19 protein-coding genes are annotated in these 16962 nt (G+C 25.9%); 17 read left to right on the top strand and 2 right to left on the bottom strand.

Annotation, left to right across the window (positions count from 1 at the left end):
• The first annotated feature begins 612 nt into the window (after positions 1–612).
• The 10 genes from rpmH to ACLR9T_RS11825 all read left to right on the top strand — a co-directional run bounded on the left by rpmH (position 613) and on the right by ACLR9T_RS11825 (position 9282).
• Complete coding sequence (gene rpmH / locus ACLR9T_RS11870) at positions 613–747, top strand: 50S ribosomal protein L34 (RefSeq protein ID WP_003535525.1); 135 nt, start codon at positions 613–615, stop codon at positions 745–747.
• 40 nt (positions 748–787) lie between these two features.
• Positions 788–1126 (top strand): ribonuclease P protein component, encoded by a 339-nt coding sequence (gene rnpA, locus ACLR9T_RS11865; RefSeq protein ID WP_413109733.1) that lies wholly within the window; start codon positions 788–790, stop codon positions 1124–1126.
• On the top strand, positions 1127–2026 hold the full coding sequence (locus tag ACLR9T_RS11860; RefSeq protein ID WP_413109732.1) for a YidC/Oxa1 family membrane protein insertase: 900 nt from the start codon (positions 1127–1129) through the stop codon (positions 2024–2026).
• Between the two features lie 12 nt (positions 2027–2038).
• On the top strand, positions 2039–2638 hold the full coding sequence (gene jag, locus ACLR9T_RS11855; protein ID WP_413109731.1) for an RNA-binding cell elongation regulator Jag/EloR: 600 nt from the start codon (positions 2039–2041) through the stop codon (positions 2636–2638).
• A gap of 41 nt (positions 2639–2679) precedes the next feature.
• A complete protein-coding gene (locus tag ACLR9T_RS11850; RefSeq protein ID WP_413109730.1) occupies positions 2680–3201 on the top strand; it encodes a GNAT family N-acetyltransferase in 522 nt (173 codons plus the stop codon).
• Positions 3202–3467: 266 nt separating this feature from the next.
• Positions 3468–3833, top strand: coding sequence for a MerR family transcriptional regulator (locus tag ACLR9T_RS11845; RefSeq protein WP_413109729.1), 366 nt, complete (start codon positions 3468–3470; stop codon positions 3831–3833).
• 58 nt (positions 3834–3891) lie between these two features.
• Complete coding sequence (locus tag ACLR9T_RS11840; RefSeq protein WP_413109728.1) at positions 3892–5076, top strand: MFS transporter; 1185 nt, start codon at positions 3892–3894, stop codon at positions 5074–5076.
• Positions 5077–5155: 79 nt separating this feature from the next.
• Positions 5156–7690 (top strand): diguanylate cyclase domain-containing protein, encoded by a 2535-nt coding sequence (locus tag ACLR9T_RS11835; RefSeq protein WP_413109727.1) that lies wholly within the window; start codon positions 5156–5158, stop codon positions 7688–7690.
• 97 nt (positions 7691–7787) lie between these two features.
• Positions 7788–8363, top strand: a complete 576-nt coding sequence (locus ACLR9T_RS11830) for a helix-turn-helix domain-containing protein (protein WP_413109726.1) — start codon at positions 7788–7790, stop codon at positions 8361–8363.
• Positions 8364–8454: 91 nt separating this feature from the next.
• The gene (locus ACLR9T_RS11825) at positions 8455–9282 is read left to right on the top strand and encodes an MBL fold metallo-hydrolase (protein ID WP_413109725.1); all 828 of its coding nucleotides are present in this window, start codon (positions 8455–8457) and stop codon (positions 9280–9282) included.
• A 109-nt stretch (positions 9283–9391) separates the two neighbouring features.
• On the opposite strand, the gene ACLR9T_RS11820 is transcribed toward ACLR9T_RS11825, so the two are convergent.
• Complete coding sequence (locus ACLR9T_RS11820) at positions 9392–10384, bottom strand: Gfo/Idh/MocA family protein (protein WP_413109724.1); 993 nt, start codon at positions 10382–10384, stop codon at positions 9392–9394.
• Positions 10385–10483: 99 nt separating this feature from the next.
• Between ACLR9T_RS11820 and mnmE the strand changes: the two genes are divergently transcribed.
• From mnmE to ACLR9T_RS11805, 3 genes are read left to right on the top strand one after another with little or no spacing between them, the layout of a single operon-like run.
• Positions 10484–11818 (top strand): tRNA uridine-5-carboxymethylaminomethyl(34) synthesis GTPase MnmE, encoded by a 1335-nt coding sequence (gene mnmE, locus ACLR9T_RS11815; RefSeq protein ID WP_413109723.1) that lies wholly within the window; start codon positions 10484–10486, stop codon positions 11816–11818.
• Position 11819: 1 nt separating this feature from the next.
• Positions 11820–12047 (top strand): hypothetical protein, encoded by a 228-nt coding sequence (locus tag ACLR9T_RS11810; RefSeq protein WP_413109722.1) that lies wholly within the window; start codon positions 11820–11822, stop codon positions 12045–12047.
• An 8-nt stretch (positions 12048–12055) separates the two neighbouring features.
• Positions 12056–12928, top strand: coding sequence for a mechanosensitive ion channel family protein (locus ACLR9T_RS11805; protein ID WP_413109721.1), 873 nt, complete (start codon positions 12056–12058; stop codon positions 12926–12928).
• Between the two features lie 638 nt (positions 12929–13566).
• On the opposite strand, the gene ACLR9T_RS11800 is transcribed toward ACLR9T_RS11805, so the two are convergent.
• Positions 13567–14913, bottom strand: coding sequence for a hemolysin family protein (locus ACLR9T_RS11800; protein WP_413109720.1), 1347 nt, complete (start codon positions 14911–14913; stop codon positions 13567–13569).
• Between the two features lie 165 nt (positions 14914–15078).
• On the opposite strand from ACLR9T_RS11800, the gene ACLR9T_RS11795 reads away from it, so the two are divergent.
• From ACLR9T_RS11795 to ACLR9T_RS11780, 4 genes are all read left to right on the top strand, one after another.
• Positions 15079–15885 carry a helix-turn-helix domain-containing protein gene (locus ACLR9T_RS11795; RefSeq protein WP_413109719.1) on the top strand — a complete coding sequence of 269 codons (807 nt, stop codon included), beginning with the start codon at positions 15079–15081 and terminating at the stop codon, positions 15883–15885.
• A 29-nt stretch (positions 15886–15914) separates the two neighbouring features.
• Entirely contained in the window at positions 15915–16178 is a 264-nt protein-coding gene (locus ACLR9T_RS11790; RefSeq protein ID WP_413109718.1) for a DUF3795 domain-containing protein, read from the top strand.
• Positions 16175–16642: a VOC family protein gene (locus tag ACLR9T_RS11785; protein WP_413109717.1), complete on the top strand. Its 468-nt coding sequence runs from the start codon at positions 16175–16177 to the stop codon at positions 16640–16642. The genes ACLR9T_RS11790 and ACLR9T_RS11785 overlap by 4 nt, the downstream gene beginning before the upstream one ends.
• A gap of 114 nt (positions 16643–16756) precedes the next feature.
• On the top strand, positions 16757–16894 hold the full coding sequence (locus ACLR9T_RS11780; RefSeq protein ID WP_413109716.1) for a helix-turn-helix domain-containing protein: 138 nt from the start codon (positions 16757–16759) through the stop codon (positions 16892–16894).
• Positions 16895–16962: the final 68 nt, after the last annotated feature.

The raw sequence follows: 16962 nt of genomic DNA, 5'->3' as shown, positions 1-16962 counted from the left end.
GCAATTGCTTCATTAGTAATCTATGGAAATAAGAGAAGAAAAAAAGATAATTAGAAGGTATATTTAAAATTTTTATAAGTAAAAGAACGATTTAATCACTATTAGGTTAATCGTTCTTTTTTACTTGATTTATAAAGTATTTTCTATTTGCGGGTGACAAAAATATGATATTAATACAATAATTAACTTTATTCACTTGATAATCAGTTTAATAAATATATAGTAAACTGATTATCAATGTATAGATTTATTTTAGTACTCATTCTGATGTAAAAAAAGAGGACTGGATAAAGTAAATTTACTGAAAAATTTATGTTTTTTTGTAATTAGTTTGCATTTAAATTCTGTTTAAAAAAGACTAAAATATTGATGGCATTAATTAAGATTATTTTTGATTTTAAAATTTATTACAACTATCAAAAAGAGTAACTTTACTATTATTATGAGATAACGAGTAAATTACTATGGGATAAAAATAACTAGAATTTACTTATTCATTCAACCAAATAGACTTTTTCCCTTAATTTCATTGACTTAGTAAGGTTTTTCATATAAAATGGGGGAGCATATGTTATTTGTATAAAAAGTATAAAAATTTTGGAGGTGTAATTAATGAAAAGAACATATCAACCAAATAAAAGAAAAAGATCAAAAACTCATGGTTTTAGAGCTAGAATGGCTACTGTAGGAGGAAGAAAAGTACTTGCACGTCGCCGTAAAAGAGGAAGAAAAGTCTTATCTGCTTAAGAAAAATCCACTTTACGGTGGGTTTTTTTTCTAAAAAATTATGAAAAAAAAATATCGTGTTAAAAAAAATGAAGATTTTAGTCATATTATTAAACAAAAACAGAGTTTGGCTAATCGTTCATTTATAATTTATTATTTAAAAAATGATTTAAATCATGCTCGTATTGGAATATCTGTGAGTAAAAAATTAGGTAAAGCAGTAGTTAGAAATAAAATTAAGCGTCAAGTTCGAGTGATTATTCAGCAAACGATAAATTTTAAAGATAATTACGATTATATTGTGATTGTAAGAAATAAATATTTGGATTTAGATTTTAATTCCAATCTAAATGAATTAAAATATTTATATAAAAAAATATTAAAAAGGATGGAAAATTAAATGGTATTAGATAACAAGACTAAAAAAATCTTAAAAGTATTTTGCTTGGTTTTCTTAGTTGCTATTCTAACAGGATGTGCACAGAATCTTGATAAAAACGGTGAATTAATTGCCTCTAGAGCAATAACAATGTCAACTCCTTGGTCATTAAGTGCTGGCTGGTTTGATTTCTTATTTGTTATTCCTTTAGCAAAAGGAATCTTATTTATTGATCAATATGTAGGAAATGTAGCAATTGGGGTAATTGGAATTACTATTGTTGTTAATATTATCACTTTACCAATTATGATCAAATCTACAGTATCAACACAAAAAATGCAGTTATTACAACCAGAAATGGAAAAGATACAACGTAAATATAAAGGTCGTAAAGATCAAGCTTCACAAATGCGTCAAAATGCTGAAATTCAGAATTTATACAAAAAGCATAATGTTAGTATGTTTGGTTCATTTTCAACTTTCTTAACTTTGCCAGTTATGTTTGCAATGTGGCAGGCGGTTCAAAGAATCGATATCTTATATAAAACATCAATTTTTGGTATTAATTTAGGTGATAAACCAATTAATCATGTCATGGAATTTAGTGTTGGATATATTGTGCTATTATTATTAGTTGCAGGAACTCAATTCTTTGCAATGCAGATTACACAGATTATGGCGAAACGTTCACCAAAATATCGTCCTAGTCAGCAAATGAAGTCTATGAATACTATGAATAATGTAATGACAGTATTTATTGTTTACTTAGCAGCAACTATGCCTTCAGCAATGTCTTTATACTGGATTACAACTAACATTATAAATATTGTTAGAACTATGTACATTCAATTTTTCCATATTGAAAAAGCACAAAAAGAAATTGATAATTCAGCTACTAATTTCATAAATAAAAAGAAGTAGGTGAGTAAAATGATGAAAAATTATACTGCAAAAACAGTTCAAGATGCTGTTAATTTAGCTTGTCAGGAGCTAGGAGTAACAATCGATGAATTAAATTATGAAGTTATTAAAGAAACAAAAACATTTTTTACTAAGAAAGCAGAGATTGAATGTTATACAATTTCTATGGTTCAAGAATACATTGAAGAATATGTAAAACGTTTTATTAGTGAAATGGGATTTGAAATTGAAACAGTATCATATTTACAAGATGGTCGTATCTATTGCAATATTAATACAAGCAATAATTCTATTTTAATAGGTAAAGCAGGAGTTATTTTAAGAGCAATTAATTTTATTGTTAAAAATGCTGTTAGTACTACATATAAAAAGAGAATTGAATTAAGTATTGATATAAACGGATATAAAGAAGAGCGTTATAAAAAAGTTTCAGCAATGGCAAAAAGATTAGGAAAACAAGTATTAAGAACTAAAGTTGAAATTAAACTTGATCCAATGCCTGCTGATGAGCGTAAAGTAATGCATCAAGAACTTTCTAAATTTGAGCATATTAAAACAGAAAGTCATGGTGAAGGAAAAAACAGACATATGATTATTTCATATGTTGAATAGACACATGTTATCATGTGTTTTTTCTTTAAGGAGAATATAAAATGATAATAGAGTTAGCATCATTAAAAGATATAGATGAAATTGAAAAGTTTTATAATAAAGTAGTTGATGATTTAGTAGAAAATAATAATTATCCGGGTTGGAAAAAAGGAATTTATCCAACTCGTCTTGAAGCTGTTTCAGGAATTGAAAACCAGGAATTATATGTTGTACGTTTTGATAATAAAATAATTGGTAGTGTAGTTATTAATCATAAACAGGAAAAAAATTATTATTTAGCTCCATGGAAAATTGAAGCTAAGGATAAAGAAATTTATGTTATTCATACTCTTGCAATTCATCCTCAGTATAAAGGATTAAAGATAGCTCAAAAATTATTAGAATATGTTGAGGGATTAGCTAAACAAAATAAAATTAAGGCAATTCGTTTAGATGTTCGTCAAGGAAATATACCAGCAATCAAATTATATGAAAAATGTGGTTTTGTCTATATTAGTGAAATAAATCTTGATTTTAGGGGAGAAGATTTAGGTTTATTTGATTTATATGAAAAAATAATTTAAAAGTATTTATCTTTAAGTTGTATAATGATTGTAGAATAATAATTTATATAAAATTAACTATTAAGTATGATTTGATAATAATAGATCCAACAAATTTTAATTATCATAATTAAGCTATTCTTTTTTTAATTAAGAGCTTGATTATGATGATTTATAATAAGAATGATATTTTAGAATTTCATTTATATTTAATAATTAATAAATAATATAGATCTTATTGTTTATTAAGAAAATTAAAAAATGATTGAAGAAGTTAAGGGAGAACAATGGAATATACAATTAAAGAAGTAACAAAAAAATATAATTTAAATGCTTCAACTCTTAGATATTACGAAAAAGAAGGTTTACTTCCTAAGATTAAAAAAAATAAAAGTAATCAAAGAGTCTACAATGATAATGATTTACAATGGTTAGATATTATTATGTGTATGCGTAAAACAGGAATGACAATCACATATATTAAAAGTTATATTGAGTTATGTAAAATAGGAGATAGTACGATTCAAAAACGTTATGAAATTTTTTTAAAACAAAAAGAGATATTATTATCACAACAAAAAGAGTTAGAAAAAAACGTAAATACTGTGAATCATAAAATAGATTTATATAAAAATAAATTATTAAATAGGTAGTGACTAGTGTTGCTATCTATTTTTCTTTAGACTATAATCATTAATAGAGGGTGATTAAATGAATAAAAATAAATTATTGGTGTTTTTTATAATAAATGGATTATTTAATTTAGCTGCAAACTATGCACATCCAATTACACCAACAGTAATCAAGAATTTAGAATTAGGTGATTACATGTTTGGAGTAGCATTTGGTGCAATGATGGGCTTGAATTTTTTATTTTCTCCTTTTTGGGGAAAATTAAATGAGCAGATTAATAGTAAAACAACTATGTTGATTTGTAGTGTAGGTTATGCAGTTGGTCAACTATTATTTTGGCAATCAACATCACAAAATACTATTATTTTTGCAAGAATGTTTTCGGGTGTTTTTACAGGGGGCTCTTATGTCAGTTTTTTAACATATGTAGTTAATGTTACTCCTCCTGAAAAAAGAGGTCAAAATTTAACTGTTTTAGCAACAGTAGCCAGTGTATGTGCTGCTTTTGGATATTTTATAGGAGGAATGCTTGGAGAAATATCGATAGATTTGACTTTTGCGATTCAAGCAATTACTCTAGCTAGTTGTGGAATTTTATTTTTTATTTTTTGTAATAAAGATATTGATAGACCAATTAAACAAAAGTTTAGGGTTTTAATAAAACAAGCAAATCCATTTATTTCATTTAAACAAGCAAAAATATTTATGGACAAAAAGTATTTAATCATGTTTACAATCTGTTGTTTAGCTTTTTTAGGATTTACAGCATTTGAACAATGTTTTAATTACTACATAAAAGATATATTTAATTTAACTTCTGGTTATAATGGAATAATAAAAGCTGCAATTGGAATTATTTCATTAATTGCTAATGGTACCATTTGTTTATGGATTATAAAAAATACTAATGTTTCTAAATCATCTATGAATATATTATTATTAAGTAGTATTACAATGATTGGCGTTTTAGCTACTAATAATATATTTATATTCATTATTATGAATGTTATATTCTTTGCTTTAAATGCTATTATTATTCCTATAACACAAGATCTTGTAGCATGTCGCTCTAATGAAAATAATAGTAGTATAGTAATGGGATTTTATAATGCAATTAAGTCATTAGGAGGAATTATAGGGGCTTTAATGGCCGGATTTTTTTATACATTTAATCCACGATTACCATTTATTTTTGGATTTATTGCATTTCTTTTGGCAACGATTTTATCTTATTATTACTATAAACAAAATAAAATGCCTTAAAGTTGAAACATTTCTATAAATGTTTTGGCTTTTTTGTTTTATAAGTGTAGAATGAAATTATAGGGAATGGTGAAATTAAATGGAGTATAATGAAAGAATAATTGAATTTATTGAGAGTATCAAAGATTGTTATTTAAAAAAGAATGTTAAACTATTAAAAACATTTTTTCATAATAAAATAACTTTTTTTAGTGTTTTATCTGATAATTTATATTATGGTATTGATAATGTTATGTTAAAAATTCAAAATCATATTAATAATATTAGTTGTAAAATAAACATAACTGAGTGTTATACTAAACAATTATGTGATGATAAGTATATAATAAATCTAATTACTGAATTAATTCATGAAAATAAGTCAATTATAATTAGAATAACAGGTGTTATAATGAATGAAAATGGTAAATTAAAAATATATCATCTTCATGTTTCCACACCATATTATCAAAAAAAATTAAATTTTGATGAAGAACCAGCAAAAAAATTAGAAAAATTGTTATTTAAACAAAATAAAGAAATGCAAAATTTGATTGATAGTATACCTGGAGGAATGTTTCAATGCTATTTTGATGAAAATCTAACATTAATTCAAATGAGTCAAGGATTTTTAGATTTAGTAGGATATACTCGTGAAGAAATTAAACAAAACTTTAATAATCAATTACGTTTAATGATTAATCCAACTGACTACCAAGTTGCTATAAATGAAGTAATTGAACAGATAAAAATCAGTAAAACTAAGTTAATTGAATACCGTATTAAATGTAAAAATGGTAAGGATACTTGGGTTTTAGATAAAGGAACTTTAATTGAAGTGGATGGAAAATCTGTATTTTCATGTATTGTTGTAGATATAAATGAATCTAAAGTTGCTAGAGAAGAATTAAAACTTAGTTTAGAGCGGCATCAAATAATTATGAATCAGACTAATGATATTATTTTTGAGTGGAATATTAAAGAAAATTGGATTCAATATTCTAATAATTTACATAAAAATTTTGGTAGTAATTATGAGGGAAAAGTAAAAATAAAAGATTTTAGAATAAATCAAAATGTTCATCCTAAAGATTATTATAAAATGGAAAAATGCTATAAAGATATATTAAATGGTTCTGAATTTACAGAATTTGAAATAAGGATCAAAGACATTACTGGAACTCATCGTTGGTATCGTATTAGAACAACTACTATTTTTAATGATCAACATAAGCCATATCGGGTGGTAGGAATTATTATTAATATAGATGATGAAGTTAAACAATCTAAACTTTTGTTAAAACAAGCACAAGAAGATTCTTTAACAGGATTAAAAAATCGTAATACTGTTCAAAGAGAAATTCAAAATCGGTTAATTGATGAAAATCAAAGAGGAGCTTTACTATTAATAGATATAGATAATTTTAAAATTATTAATGATACTAAAGGACATTTGGTAGGGGATGCAGTTCTCATTAATATTGCAACTAAGATGCAGCAAGTATTTAGAAAAAGCGATATAATCGGTCGAGTTGGTGGCGATGAATTTTTAATTTTTGTAGATACAAATGACATTAAAGCATTAAATCAACGTGCCAATCAATTATTGGAAATATTTACTAATATAAAAATAGAGGAAGTTAAAATATCATGTTCAATAGGAATTGCTTTAGTACCTCAAGATGGGGTTACTTTTAATAAAATCTATCAAAAAGCTGATCAAGCTCTATACTATGCTAAAAATAATGGAAAAAATAAATATGCTTTTTATGATAGTCAAGATATGGATTTAGTTACTTTAAAGTTAGATGATAAATATATAAATAATTTAATTGATATTGAAGATTCTTTAGACAAAATTTTAGAAACAATTGGAAAAGAGTTTAATGTTAGTAGAGTGTATATATTTGAAAATACTTCTGATGATAAATATTGTAATAATACTTATGAATGGTGTAATGAAGGAATTATTCCACAAAAAGATAGCTTACAAAATATTTCTTTTATTACAGATATCCCTGGTTATTTAGATAATTTTAATGAACAAGGTATCTTTTATTGTCAAGATATAAGTCACTTACAAGAGGAACATTATAAAATTTTAGAGAGTCAAAATATTAAATCGGTTCTCCAATGCGCAATTACTGAAAATGGTAAAATAAAAGGTTTTTTAGGATTTGATGAATGTAATAGTAATCGATTATGGCAACAAGAAAATATTGATAATTTAATTTATATTTCAGAAATAGTAAGTACATTTTTATTAAAAAAGAAAGCTCAAGAACGTGCTATCCAGGAATCACAAAATTTGAAGTCAGTTTTAGATGGACAAAATTCCTATATCTATATTATTGATAAAAATAATTATCAAATACAGTGGATGAATCGAATAACTCAAGAGCGTGCACCAATTGCAGAATTAGGGCAACCATGTTATAAAGCTTTTTTAGGTTTAGATAATCCATGTTCAATATGCCCAAGTAAACATATTGATAAAAAATCTGGACATTATGACGTTGAAATATATAATAATATTCTTGATATTTGGGTCAAAACTACGGCAAGTAGGATTAATTGGTATGGTCAAAAATCTATATTAATTACTTGTTATGATATTACAGAATATAAGCAATAAGTAATAAGAAATTTAAAATCTTATTACTTTTTATTGCATTATTTAATAATATCTTTTATTATTAAATAATGCAAGTAATCACTTGCGGAGGTGTATAATGTTTGATGAAATGCAAAATAAAATTATTGATGCAACAATGTTGTTGATAATGGAAAAAGGTTATGCATCAACGACAACTAAGGATATTGCAAAAATGGCAAAGATTAATGAATGTACGATATTTAGAAAGTTTAAGGGAAAAAAAGATATAATTTTAGCTGCTATTAGTACTAGTAAATGGAATCCAGATTTGAAAGTGTCGGATTTTAGTAAGAGAACATATAATCTAGAAAATGATTTGACTAATTTTTCTCTAATATATATGAGAAAAATAACTCCAGAAATGATTAAGATTTCAATGGGGTTAAGAACACCAGAATTATATGAAGATACTAAAGATGAAATTTTAAAGGTTCCTTTAACCTTTAAAAAAGTACTAGTTGATTATTTTAATGAATTAGAAAAAATGGAAAAACTAACCTATGGAAATACTGAGCATCTTGCCATGATGTTTTTATCATTGAATTTTGGATTTGTTTTTTTAAATAGTACATTTGGTAAAAGTCTTAGTAAAATTGAACAAATTGAGTATATAAAAAATAGTATAAAGATATTTTGTTATGGATTAACATAAACAATAGTACTTGTGAGTACTATTATTTTATATGCTTCATGCAAGTATATACTTGCATGAAGCATAATAAGTATAATGGAGGTTTAAAGTAATGGAAATAATTGAAAATGTACATCAAATAAAAATAGAATTTAGTATCACAGAAAAGATCAAACGCTTTGTTTATATATACCTGATAACTGGAAAATCATGCTATTTAATTGATAGTGGAGTAAAAGGAAGTGAAAAAATAATATCAACATATATGAAACAAATAGGGCGTAATATTAAAGAAATTAAAGCAATTTTTCTTACCCATAGTCATCCTGATCATATCGGTGGAGCGGCAGCAATAAAAGAAATTACAAATTGTACTATATATGCCAATGATAGAACTAGAAGATGGAGTGAAAATATTGATCTTCAATTTAAAGAAAGACCAATCCCTAATTTTTACCAATTAGTAGATCAGTCAATAATAGTTGATAAGATAATTAATTTTGAGGTTATAAATCTAGAGCCAAATATATCTTTTTTTCCAATCTATAGTCCAGGCCATTCAGATGATTCTACTTCATATCTTTATCAAGAAAAGAAAATAATATTTATTGGAGATATTATTCCAATAAAAAATGATTTTCCAATTATTGTTGATTATCAAGATAGTATAAATACTTTATTTCAGCTTAATAAATTTGATAATTTAATTTTATATTGTCCTGCCTGGGATAGGGTTTATAATTTAAAAGAAATAAAAAATGTTGTTAAAGAGGGGAAAAAAATTTTAACTACATTATGTAGAATAACTAAAGAGTTAGATGATGAAAATATTGAATTAAGTGAATTAAGTAACTTGGTATGTAAAAAACTTAATATATCAGATTTAGAAAGAAACCCTTTATTTCAAAGAAGTATTTTATCGTTTCGAAAGAATATTTGAGTAGATATTTTTTAGTGTTTTATTATTTAAGGTAATTATAAAAAAGAGATTTCTTATACCATGATAGCTGTAATAGAAATCTCTTATTTCTTTAGAATATTATTTTAATTTAATTAGTTTTTTCACATCCAAAAATAATATTAGCACTTTTACGAGCTTTAGTAAGAACATCCATAACTATTTTTGAATGTTCAAGCATTAATTCACAAGTATTAAAGTCCCTATCATCTATATACTTTGTAATTCTTTTAAATTCATCATACATACGATGATGATTGCTAGCTACATCAATATTTTCACTTGTTTGGTCATTTCTAATTATTTTTACATCACCTAATACACTAGTAGGACCTTCAATTCTAATACATCCTAGATCTCCTTGAATTGTTGATGAAATAGGAGCTCCACAATCTTTAGCACCAATACAAACAGCCTTAAAAGTTGGATATTCTAAAATGACAATACCTGAAGTATCAATGCCTCTTTCAATATTAGCAAAATACTCAACATTATTTGGTCTACCAAATAATCCAATTACAAAATGTAAATTATAAACATTTAGATCCATTAATGCACCACCTGACATATTGATATCAAAAACAGGTAAAATTTCACCTTTTTTAAAAGAGTTATAGCGTGAAGAATATTGGGAATAATTACATGAGATAATACTAATTTTTCCAAGCTCGCTTAATTTATCCTTTATATTTTTATAAGCAGGTAAGTATTGATTAGTAATAGCTTCAAAAAGAAGACATTTATGTTTTTTGGATAAAGTAATCAATTCATCTAATTCATTTATATTTGAAGTAAATGGTTTTTCACAAATAACATGTTTATTGTGCAATAAAGCTTTTTTTGTATATTCATAATGTAGATGATTTGGTAATGCAACATAAATAGTATCAATTTCATTATCATTTAATAATTCATCATAATCATAGTATGCTTTTTTTATTTGATATTTGTTTGTCAGTGCTTCAATTTTATTTCGAGATTTTTCTCTACCTAAGATAGCAATTAATTCAATCTCATCAATTGTACCCACAAAAGAAAGTAAATCTTGAACAATCATTCCACTACCAATAATTCCAAGTTTCATTTTAATTTCCTCCATATACAACCTTATTATAACATTGATTTGCTATATTAATTAACAATAATTTATGATAAAATACAAAAGATAAAGGACGGTGATATTTTGAATGATGATATAATAGTTGCAATTGCAACAAGTCGTTTAGAAGCAGCAATCTCAATAATTAGAATAAGTGGATCAGATTGTATAGCCTTTGTTCAAAAATTCTTTACAGGAAAAATATTAAATAAACCTACACATACAATTAATTATGGCTATATTGTAGATGAAGGAAAAAGAATAGATGAAGTTTTAGTTAATATTTATCGTGGTAAAAAGACTTTTACTGGTGAAGAAATGGTTGAAATTAATTGTCATGGTGGTGTATATATAACTTCACGAGTATTAGATGTATGTATAAAAAATGGTGCAAGAATGGCTGAACGAGGTGAATTTAGTAAGCGGGCTTTTTTAAATGGAAGAATAGATTTATCACAGGCAGAAGCAATTAGTGATATTATTACTGCGAAAAATAGTTATGCTACTGACTTGGCGTTAAAAGGAATAACTGGAAATATTAGTAATTTTATTGAAGAATTAAAAGAAGAATTAATTCAAATAATTACTCAAATAGAAGTTAATATTGATTATCCTGAATACGATGATGTAGAAGAATTGACTGCTTCATCATTATTACCACGTAGTAGAGAGCTTTTAAAAAAGATGAATAAAATATTAATTGATTCAAAAAATATTAAATTAGTAAAAGATGGAATTAAAACAGTCATTATAGGTAGACCAAATGTTGGTAAAAGTAGTCTATTAAATGCACTATTACAAGAAGAAAAAGCGATTGTAACAAATATTGCAGGAACAACAAGAGATATTGTAGAAGGAAGTATTAGTATTGATGGAATTATTCTTAATATGATAGATACAGCTGGAATTAGAAAAACAGATAATATAATTGAAAGTATGGGGGTTGAAAAGTCAAAAGAATTAATTTATCAAGCTGATCTAGTATTATTGGTCATAGACGGATCTGTCAAATTAACTGATGAAGATATACAACTATTAGATTTGACTAAAGATATAACAAGAATTGTTGTCATTAATAAAGCAGATCAAGAAATTAAAGTAGATATACAAGGTGTAAATATAAGTGCTAGAGATAATTTTATTGATAATTTAATAAATGAAATTAAAAAAATGTTTGAATTGGGTAGAATTATTGATAATAATGCACATATATTAACTAATGCTCGTCAAACAATGTTATTACAACATGCCAATAAATCATTAAAACTAGCTGTTGAGGCAATGGAAATGTACATCCCCACAGATTTAATTGTTACTGATTTGTATGAGTGCTGGAGTAATTTAAAAGAAATATTAGGAGAAAAAGCAAAAGAGGATTTATTGGATGAGTTATTTAAACGCTTTTGTATAGGTAAATAAAATGGATAAAAATCATATATTGTCAGTAAGGTTTTTAGGTTTTTCTAAATACCTTGGAATTATAGCAACGGTATCATTTATAATTTTTCTAATTATTAATGCTTTTAATATTGGAAATGATATATTATTTTGGATTAGTTATGCATTATTGATGATTGCTATTATAGGAGCTATTCAGTCAGTATTCTTATATTTTATTGGTAAATACTATAGTACAAAATCTAAGTAGGTGATTAAATGGAAAGTATTTATAAACAAATTGATAGTATATTTGAACATGGATTAATTAAAAGTGGAGTAAATATTTTAATATTAATTATTATTGTTCTTATAATTAATAAATTAATTAATCGAATTATGAAAAAGAAGATTACAGATCCAATAAAACTAATTTTTCCAATGCGAATAAAAAAAATAATTCTAGTAACAATTATTTTAGCAACAATAATGAGTGAAATTAGTGCAATGCAGTCTATCATTAAAGCATTGTTAGCTAGTGGAGGAATTTTAGCTGTAATTGTTGGTCTAGCTTCTCAAGAAGCAGCTAGTAATATAATTAATGGATTTATGATCATGACTTATAAACCATATAAGATTGGTGATTTTGTCAATGTAAAAGAATATAATGTAATAGGGACAGTTATAGATATATCAATGCGTCATAGTATTGTTGAAACTATTGAAAGGACACAAGTGATCGTTCCTAATACGATTATGAATAAATCTATTATTGAAAATATATCTAATGTTAAAGCTCAAAAGGCAAATCATTTATTTATTGAAGTATCATATGAATGTGATTTACAAAAAGCTATTACAATAATTCAAGAAGAATCAGCTAAACATCCTTTATGTCTTGATGCACGTACAGAAGAACAAAAGAAAAGAAATGAATCACCTGTCAATGTTCATTGTGTTGAATTTAATGACAGTGGAATTCAATTAAGAGCAACAGTTCTGTCAAAAGATAATGCAACTGGATTTCAATTATTATCTGATTTACGATTAAGCATTAAAGCAAGATTTGATCAAGAAAAGATTGAAATCCCATATCCACATCGAGTAGTAATTAATGAAGTAAGAAATACATTTGCTGATCAAGATGAATAATATATTTGTATATTAATTGTATATATTTTTAAAAGTTATTAAGTAACAAAATCAATTAGTATAAAAAAGTCTATTGAATATGTATCAATAGACTTTTTAGGTGTGCTAGGCATGAATTCAGTTGGAGATAAACCAACCACAGAGTTACCGCCAAGTGTAGTGAACCACAAGCCGTTGATAGTGATGTCATGGGTGAAGGAAGTGGTGTAACAAATCTTTTGAGCCTACGAATAGAAACCTGATGAGGCTAAATGGTGGATGAGGTTGCCAATCAAACCGAAGTCCAAAGGGTAAAAGTAAAACCAAGACAGTAAATCAGGAGGTTGTGAAGAGAAAGATATATGTCTTTCTCTGGGAGGTCTTGTGGACAGTGAAGCCCAGTAAGCTTTAAAAAAATCAAACAAAATAAAGGAGCACCAGGTGTAGATAAGATGACAGTAGATGAAGTCGAAACCTGGTTTGAACAATATCAGTTTAAACCGTCATATGCCAAACGGCTTGTACAGTGGTGAAAGAAGTCGAAAATAAATTTTATTTATTTCCTCCTGCTCGATTATTTTTTAAGTATATATTTAGAATTAATAATATCTTGAAGTAACTATATTAATTATTTATTTTATTGTAAAAGAAAATTAATTTTAATCATCATGATTATCTTCAATTTTTTTTATATCTTGGCGAATTGTTAATTTTATCTTAGTAACTCGATTACCTTTAATACCAGTAATTTTAAAAGTTAAGTTTTCATATGTTACAGTACGTTCTTGATTTTCATCAGGAATTTCTCCCAGTAAATGTAGAACAAAACCACTAATAGTATCATGATTAACTTTATTTAAATTTAAATCTAATTCATCAATGAGATCAGTAATTAAATAATTACCATCAATTAAATAATTATAATCATCTATCTTTTGTAATTTAGGTTCATTATCATGGTCATATTCATCTTCAATTTCTCCCATAATTTCTTCAATTAAATCTTCAACCGTAACAATTCCAGAAAAGCCTCCATATTCATCAACTAAAATAGCAATATGCTGACGATCTTCTTGTAATTCTTTAAATAAATCATCAATATTTTTTGTTTCTAAAACAAAATATGGCTTTCTTAACAATTTACGAATATCAACATTATCAAAACCAACATTACGAGCTTCAATAGAAAAATCTTTCATATTTAAAATACCAATAATATTATCAATTGAATCATCATAAACAGGAATACGAGTATATTGCATAGTCATCATTTGATCAATATTCTCACTTAGTGGATCATTAATATCTATACAATAAACATCTGTTCTAGGAGTCATAACATTTAATGCTAAACTATCATCAAACTCAAATATATTTGTTATCATATCAGTTTCAATTTCATTAAAAACTCCTGTTTCCTGCCCACTTTCAACCATTGATCGGATTTCTTCACGTGATAAAGATTCTTCAACACTTTCATCGTCCATTTTAAAAAGTCTCAAAATAAACTTAGTTGACCAAGATAAGATCTTAATAAATGGACTTGCAATCTTACTAATAATTAAAATTGGCTTAGCACAAAACATCGAATACCATTCGGCTTTTTGTAATGCAATTCTTTTAGGAACTAACTCTCCAAAAATTAATGTAATAAATGAAATTAAAATAGTAATCAAAACTACTGCAATAGTATCTGCATAGGGAACAGTCCAACTTTTTAAAAGATTAGCTAAACTAACAGAAATACCAGTAGCAGCACTGGCAGAGTTAAAGAAACCAGCTAAAGTAATTGCTACTTGAATAGTTGATAGAAAGTTAGTTGGTTGATCTAATAATTTTTCAACTAATTTAGCTTTTTTATTTCCTTCCTCACTTAACCGACGAATTTTATTTTTGTTTACTGAAACAATAGCCATTTCACTAGCCGCAAAATAGGCATTAATTAAGGTAAGAATAATAATTAAAACTAATTGTAATGTGATTGAAGACTCGGGGCCTGCATCCATAAAATAAAACACTCCTTTTTCTATGTAATTAAATTTTATGAAATTTATTCTATCAAATTCATAATAAAATGTAAATAAGTATAGAATATGAAGATTGTTAAGATTTGATTAAATAGTTTATTAATATTATACTTAATAATTATAATAGATCAGGGAGGTGATTATATGAACAAGTTTATTTATGAAGGTGACTATATAAATAAAACAAATCATCATATTTATATTAGTCCAGCTAAACAATTAAAAGATATTATTGCTCATTATACAATTACTTTCCCTAATGAAGTACCAGCTTCTTCAGAAATGTATCATATTATTCCTGATGCTAGTGGGTGTTTTATTTTTCAAGGAGAAGAACGTAGAGATTTTTGGGGTGCAATGAGTGAAATTGTTATTTTAAAAAATGATCTTCAAAAAGCTCAACCTCGTTTCTTTATTGAATTTAAACCTGGAGGATTATATCAAATTAGTGGTTTAATACAAAAAAATTTTGTTAATAGAAGAGAAAAATTAGTTAATTTTAATTTTAAAATTGATCAGGATCTAAATAATATCTATCAAACTTGTAATGATTATCAACAATTAATAGATTCATTTAATGAATACTTTATTCAACATCGAAAAAAATATCCTTTGCCTAATCGTTTTATTAAAGCAAAAGAAATAATTGATAAAAATAAAGGTGTAGTAAATCTTGAAAATATAGCAAATGATTGTAATATTTCTTCAAGACAATTATTAAGAGATTTTCATACTTATTTAGGTTTAAGTGGAAAAGAGTATGCAAAAGTAGTAAGGTTTAATTGTTTATTAAAACAATTAAAAAATGATAACTTTGTATCAGTAGCTTTACAAGGAGGGTATTTTGATCAAGCTCACTTTAATAAAGTATTTAAACAAATTACTAAAACCACTCCCAAAAATTATTTGTTAAATTTGTCGGATTTTTACAATGAAATATATAAATTCTAAGATATAATTTTCTTAGGGTGGTGATAGAAATGACAGAATCAAGATGCGGGATAGAGTGTAGTAAATGTGAATTTAAAAATAGTATGGGATGTATTGGCTGCTTGAATATCGATAAACCTTTTTGGGGTGATAAGTGTCCAGTAAAGTCATGTGTTGAAGAAAAACAGTTTGATCATTGTGGTGAATGTCCAGAGTTTCCTTGTGATTTAGCCAAATCGTTTGCTTTTGATGAAAAACAGGGGGATAATGGTAAACGATTAGATCAATGTAGATGTTGGAGTCAGGAAAAATGAAGTTAGAAGCAGTTGTGTTAGCTGTAAAAGATTTGGAAGTTTCAAAAAAATTTTATATAAGTTTATTTGATCAAAAAGTAGTTTTAGACCATGGTTTAAATATATATTTTGATGGTGGATTTTCTTTACAAAAAGATTTTGCATGGCTTGTAAATATCCCTGAAGAACAAGTACTTAACAAAGCATGCAATATGGAATTATATTTTGAAGTAGATGATTTTGATTTATTTATTAAAAAGTTAGATAATTTTTCAAATATAAAATATGTTCATTCAACAAAAAAATATCAGTGGCAGCAACGAGTTATTAGAATTTTTGATCCTGATAATCATATGATTGAAATTGGTGAATCAATGGATATAGTCATAAAAAAGCTATTATTGGAAAAAAATAGTATTGATAAAGTTAGTCAGATTACCCAATATCCAAATGAATATGTTAAAAAAATAAGTGAGGAGTTGTAATAAAAATACAACTTTTTTCTTATTATATAAGCCTTTTAACAAGGTAAACAGTTCGTCGATAGTAAAATTGTTGCAAACATGTTAGGATTATTACATAGAAGGGAAGTTTATATAATGAATAGTAAAGAAATTGGTTTAAGAATTTTGACAGCCCGAAAAAAATTAGGTTATACTCAAAAATATTTAGGTGAGCTAATCAATGTTAGTGATAAAGCTGTATCTAAATGGGAACGTGGGGGTTCACTTAGATAAAGATACCACACCAATCCCACGCTGACTTTTGCTCAACCGATACAGCCGGAGGGCTGGATAACAAGAAA

Origin of the sequence: Thomasclavelia sp., assembly GCF_047249845.1 — a bacterium.
In the GTDB taxonomy this organism is placed as follows: Bacteria; Bacillota_I; Bacilli_A; order Erysipelotrichales; family Coprobacillaceae; genus Thomasclavelia.
This window is presented reverse-complemented; position numbering and strand designations above follow the sequence as displayed.

Coding starts and splice junctions, on each gene's coding strand:
- ACLR9T_RS11780 (WP_413109716.1), top strand. CDS start 16,757: ATGAATAGTAAAGAAATTGGTTTAAGAATTTTGACAGCCCGAAAAAAA.
- jag (WP_413109731.1), top strand. CDS start 2,039: ATGAAAAATTATACTGCAAAAACAGTTCAAGATGCTGTTAATTTAGCT.
- ACLR9T_RS11845 (WP_413109729.1), top strand. CDS start 3,468: ATGGAATATACAATTAAAGAAGTAACAAAAAAATATAATTTAAATGCT.
- ACLR9T_RS11825 (WP_413109725.1), top strand. CDS start 8,455: ATGGAAATAATTGAAAATGTACATCAAATAAAAATAGAATTTAGTATC.
- ACLR9T_RS11785 (WP_413109717.1), top strand. CDS start 16,175: ATGAAGTTAGAAGCAGTTGTGTTAGCTGTAAAAGATTTGGAAGTTTCA.
- ACLR9T_RS11810 (WP_413109722.1), top strand. CDS start 11,820: ATGGATAAAAATCATATATTGTCAGTAAGGTTTTTAGGTTTTTCTAAA.
- rnpA (WP_413109733.1), top strand. CDS start 788: ATGAAAAAAAAATATCGTGTTAAAAAAAATGAAGATTTTAGTCATATT.
- ACLR9T_RS11840 (WP_413109728.1), top strand. CDS start 3,892: ATGAATAAAAATAAATTATTGGTGTTTTTTATAATAAATGGATTATTT.
- ACLR9T_RS11860 (WP_413109732.1), top strand. CDS start 1,127: ATGGTATTAGATAACAAGACTAAAAAAATCTTAAAAGTATTTTGCTTG.
- ACLR9T_RS11805 (WP_413109721.1), top strand. CDS start 12,056: ATGGAAAGTATTTATAAACAAATTGATAGTATATTTGAACATGGATTA.
- ACLR9T_RS11835 (WP_413109727.1), top strand. CDS start 5,156: ATGGAGTATAATGAAAGAATAATTGAATTTATTGAGAGTATCAAAGAT.
- ACLR9T_RS11795 (WP_413109719.1), top strand. CDS start 15,079: ATGAACAAGTTTATTTATGAAGGTGACTATATAAATAAAACAAATCAT.
- ACLR9T_RS11850 (WP_413109730.1), top strand. CDS start 2,680: ATGATAATAGAGTTAGCATCATTAAAAGATATAGATGAAATTGAAAAG.
- rpmH (WP_003535525.1), top strand. CDS start 613: ATGAAAAGAACATATCAACCAAATAAAAGAAAAAGATCAAAAACTCAT.
- ACLR9T_RS11790 (WP_413109718.1), top strand. CDS start 15,915: ATGACAGAATCAAGATGCGGGATAGAGTGTAGTAAATGTGAATTTAAA.
- ACLR9T_RS11830 (WP_413109726.1), top strand. CDS start 7,788: ATGTTTGATGAAATGCAAAATAAAATTATTGATGCAACAATGTTGTTG.
- ACLR9T_RS11800 (WP_413109720.1), bottom strand. CDS start 14,913: ATGGATGCAGGCCCCGAGTCTTCAATCACATTACAATTAGTTTTAATT.
- ACLR9T_RS11820 (WP_413109724.1), bottom strand. CDS start 10,384: ATGAAACTTGGAATTATTGGTAGTGGAATGATTGTTCAAGATTTACTT.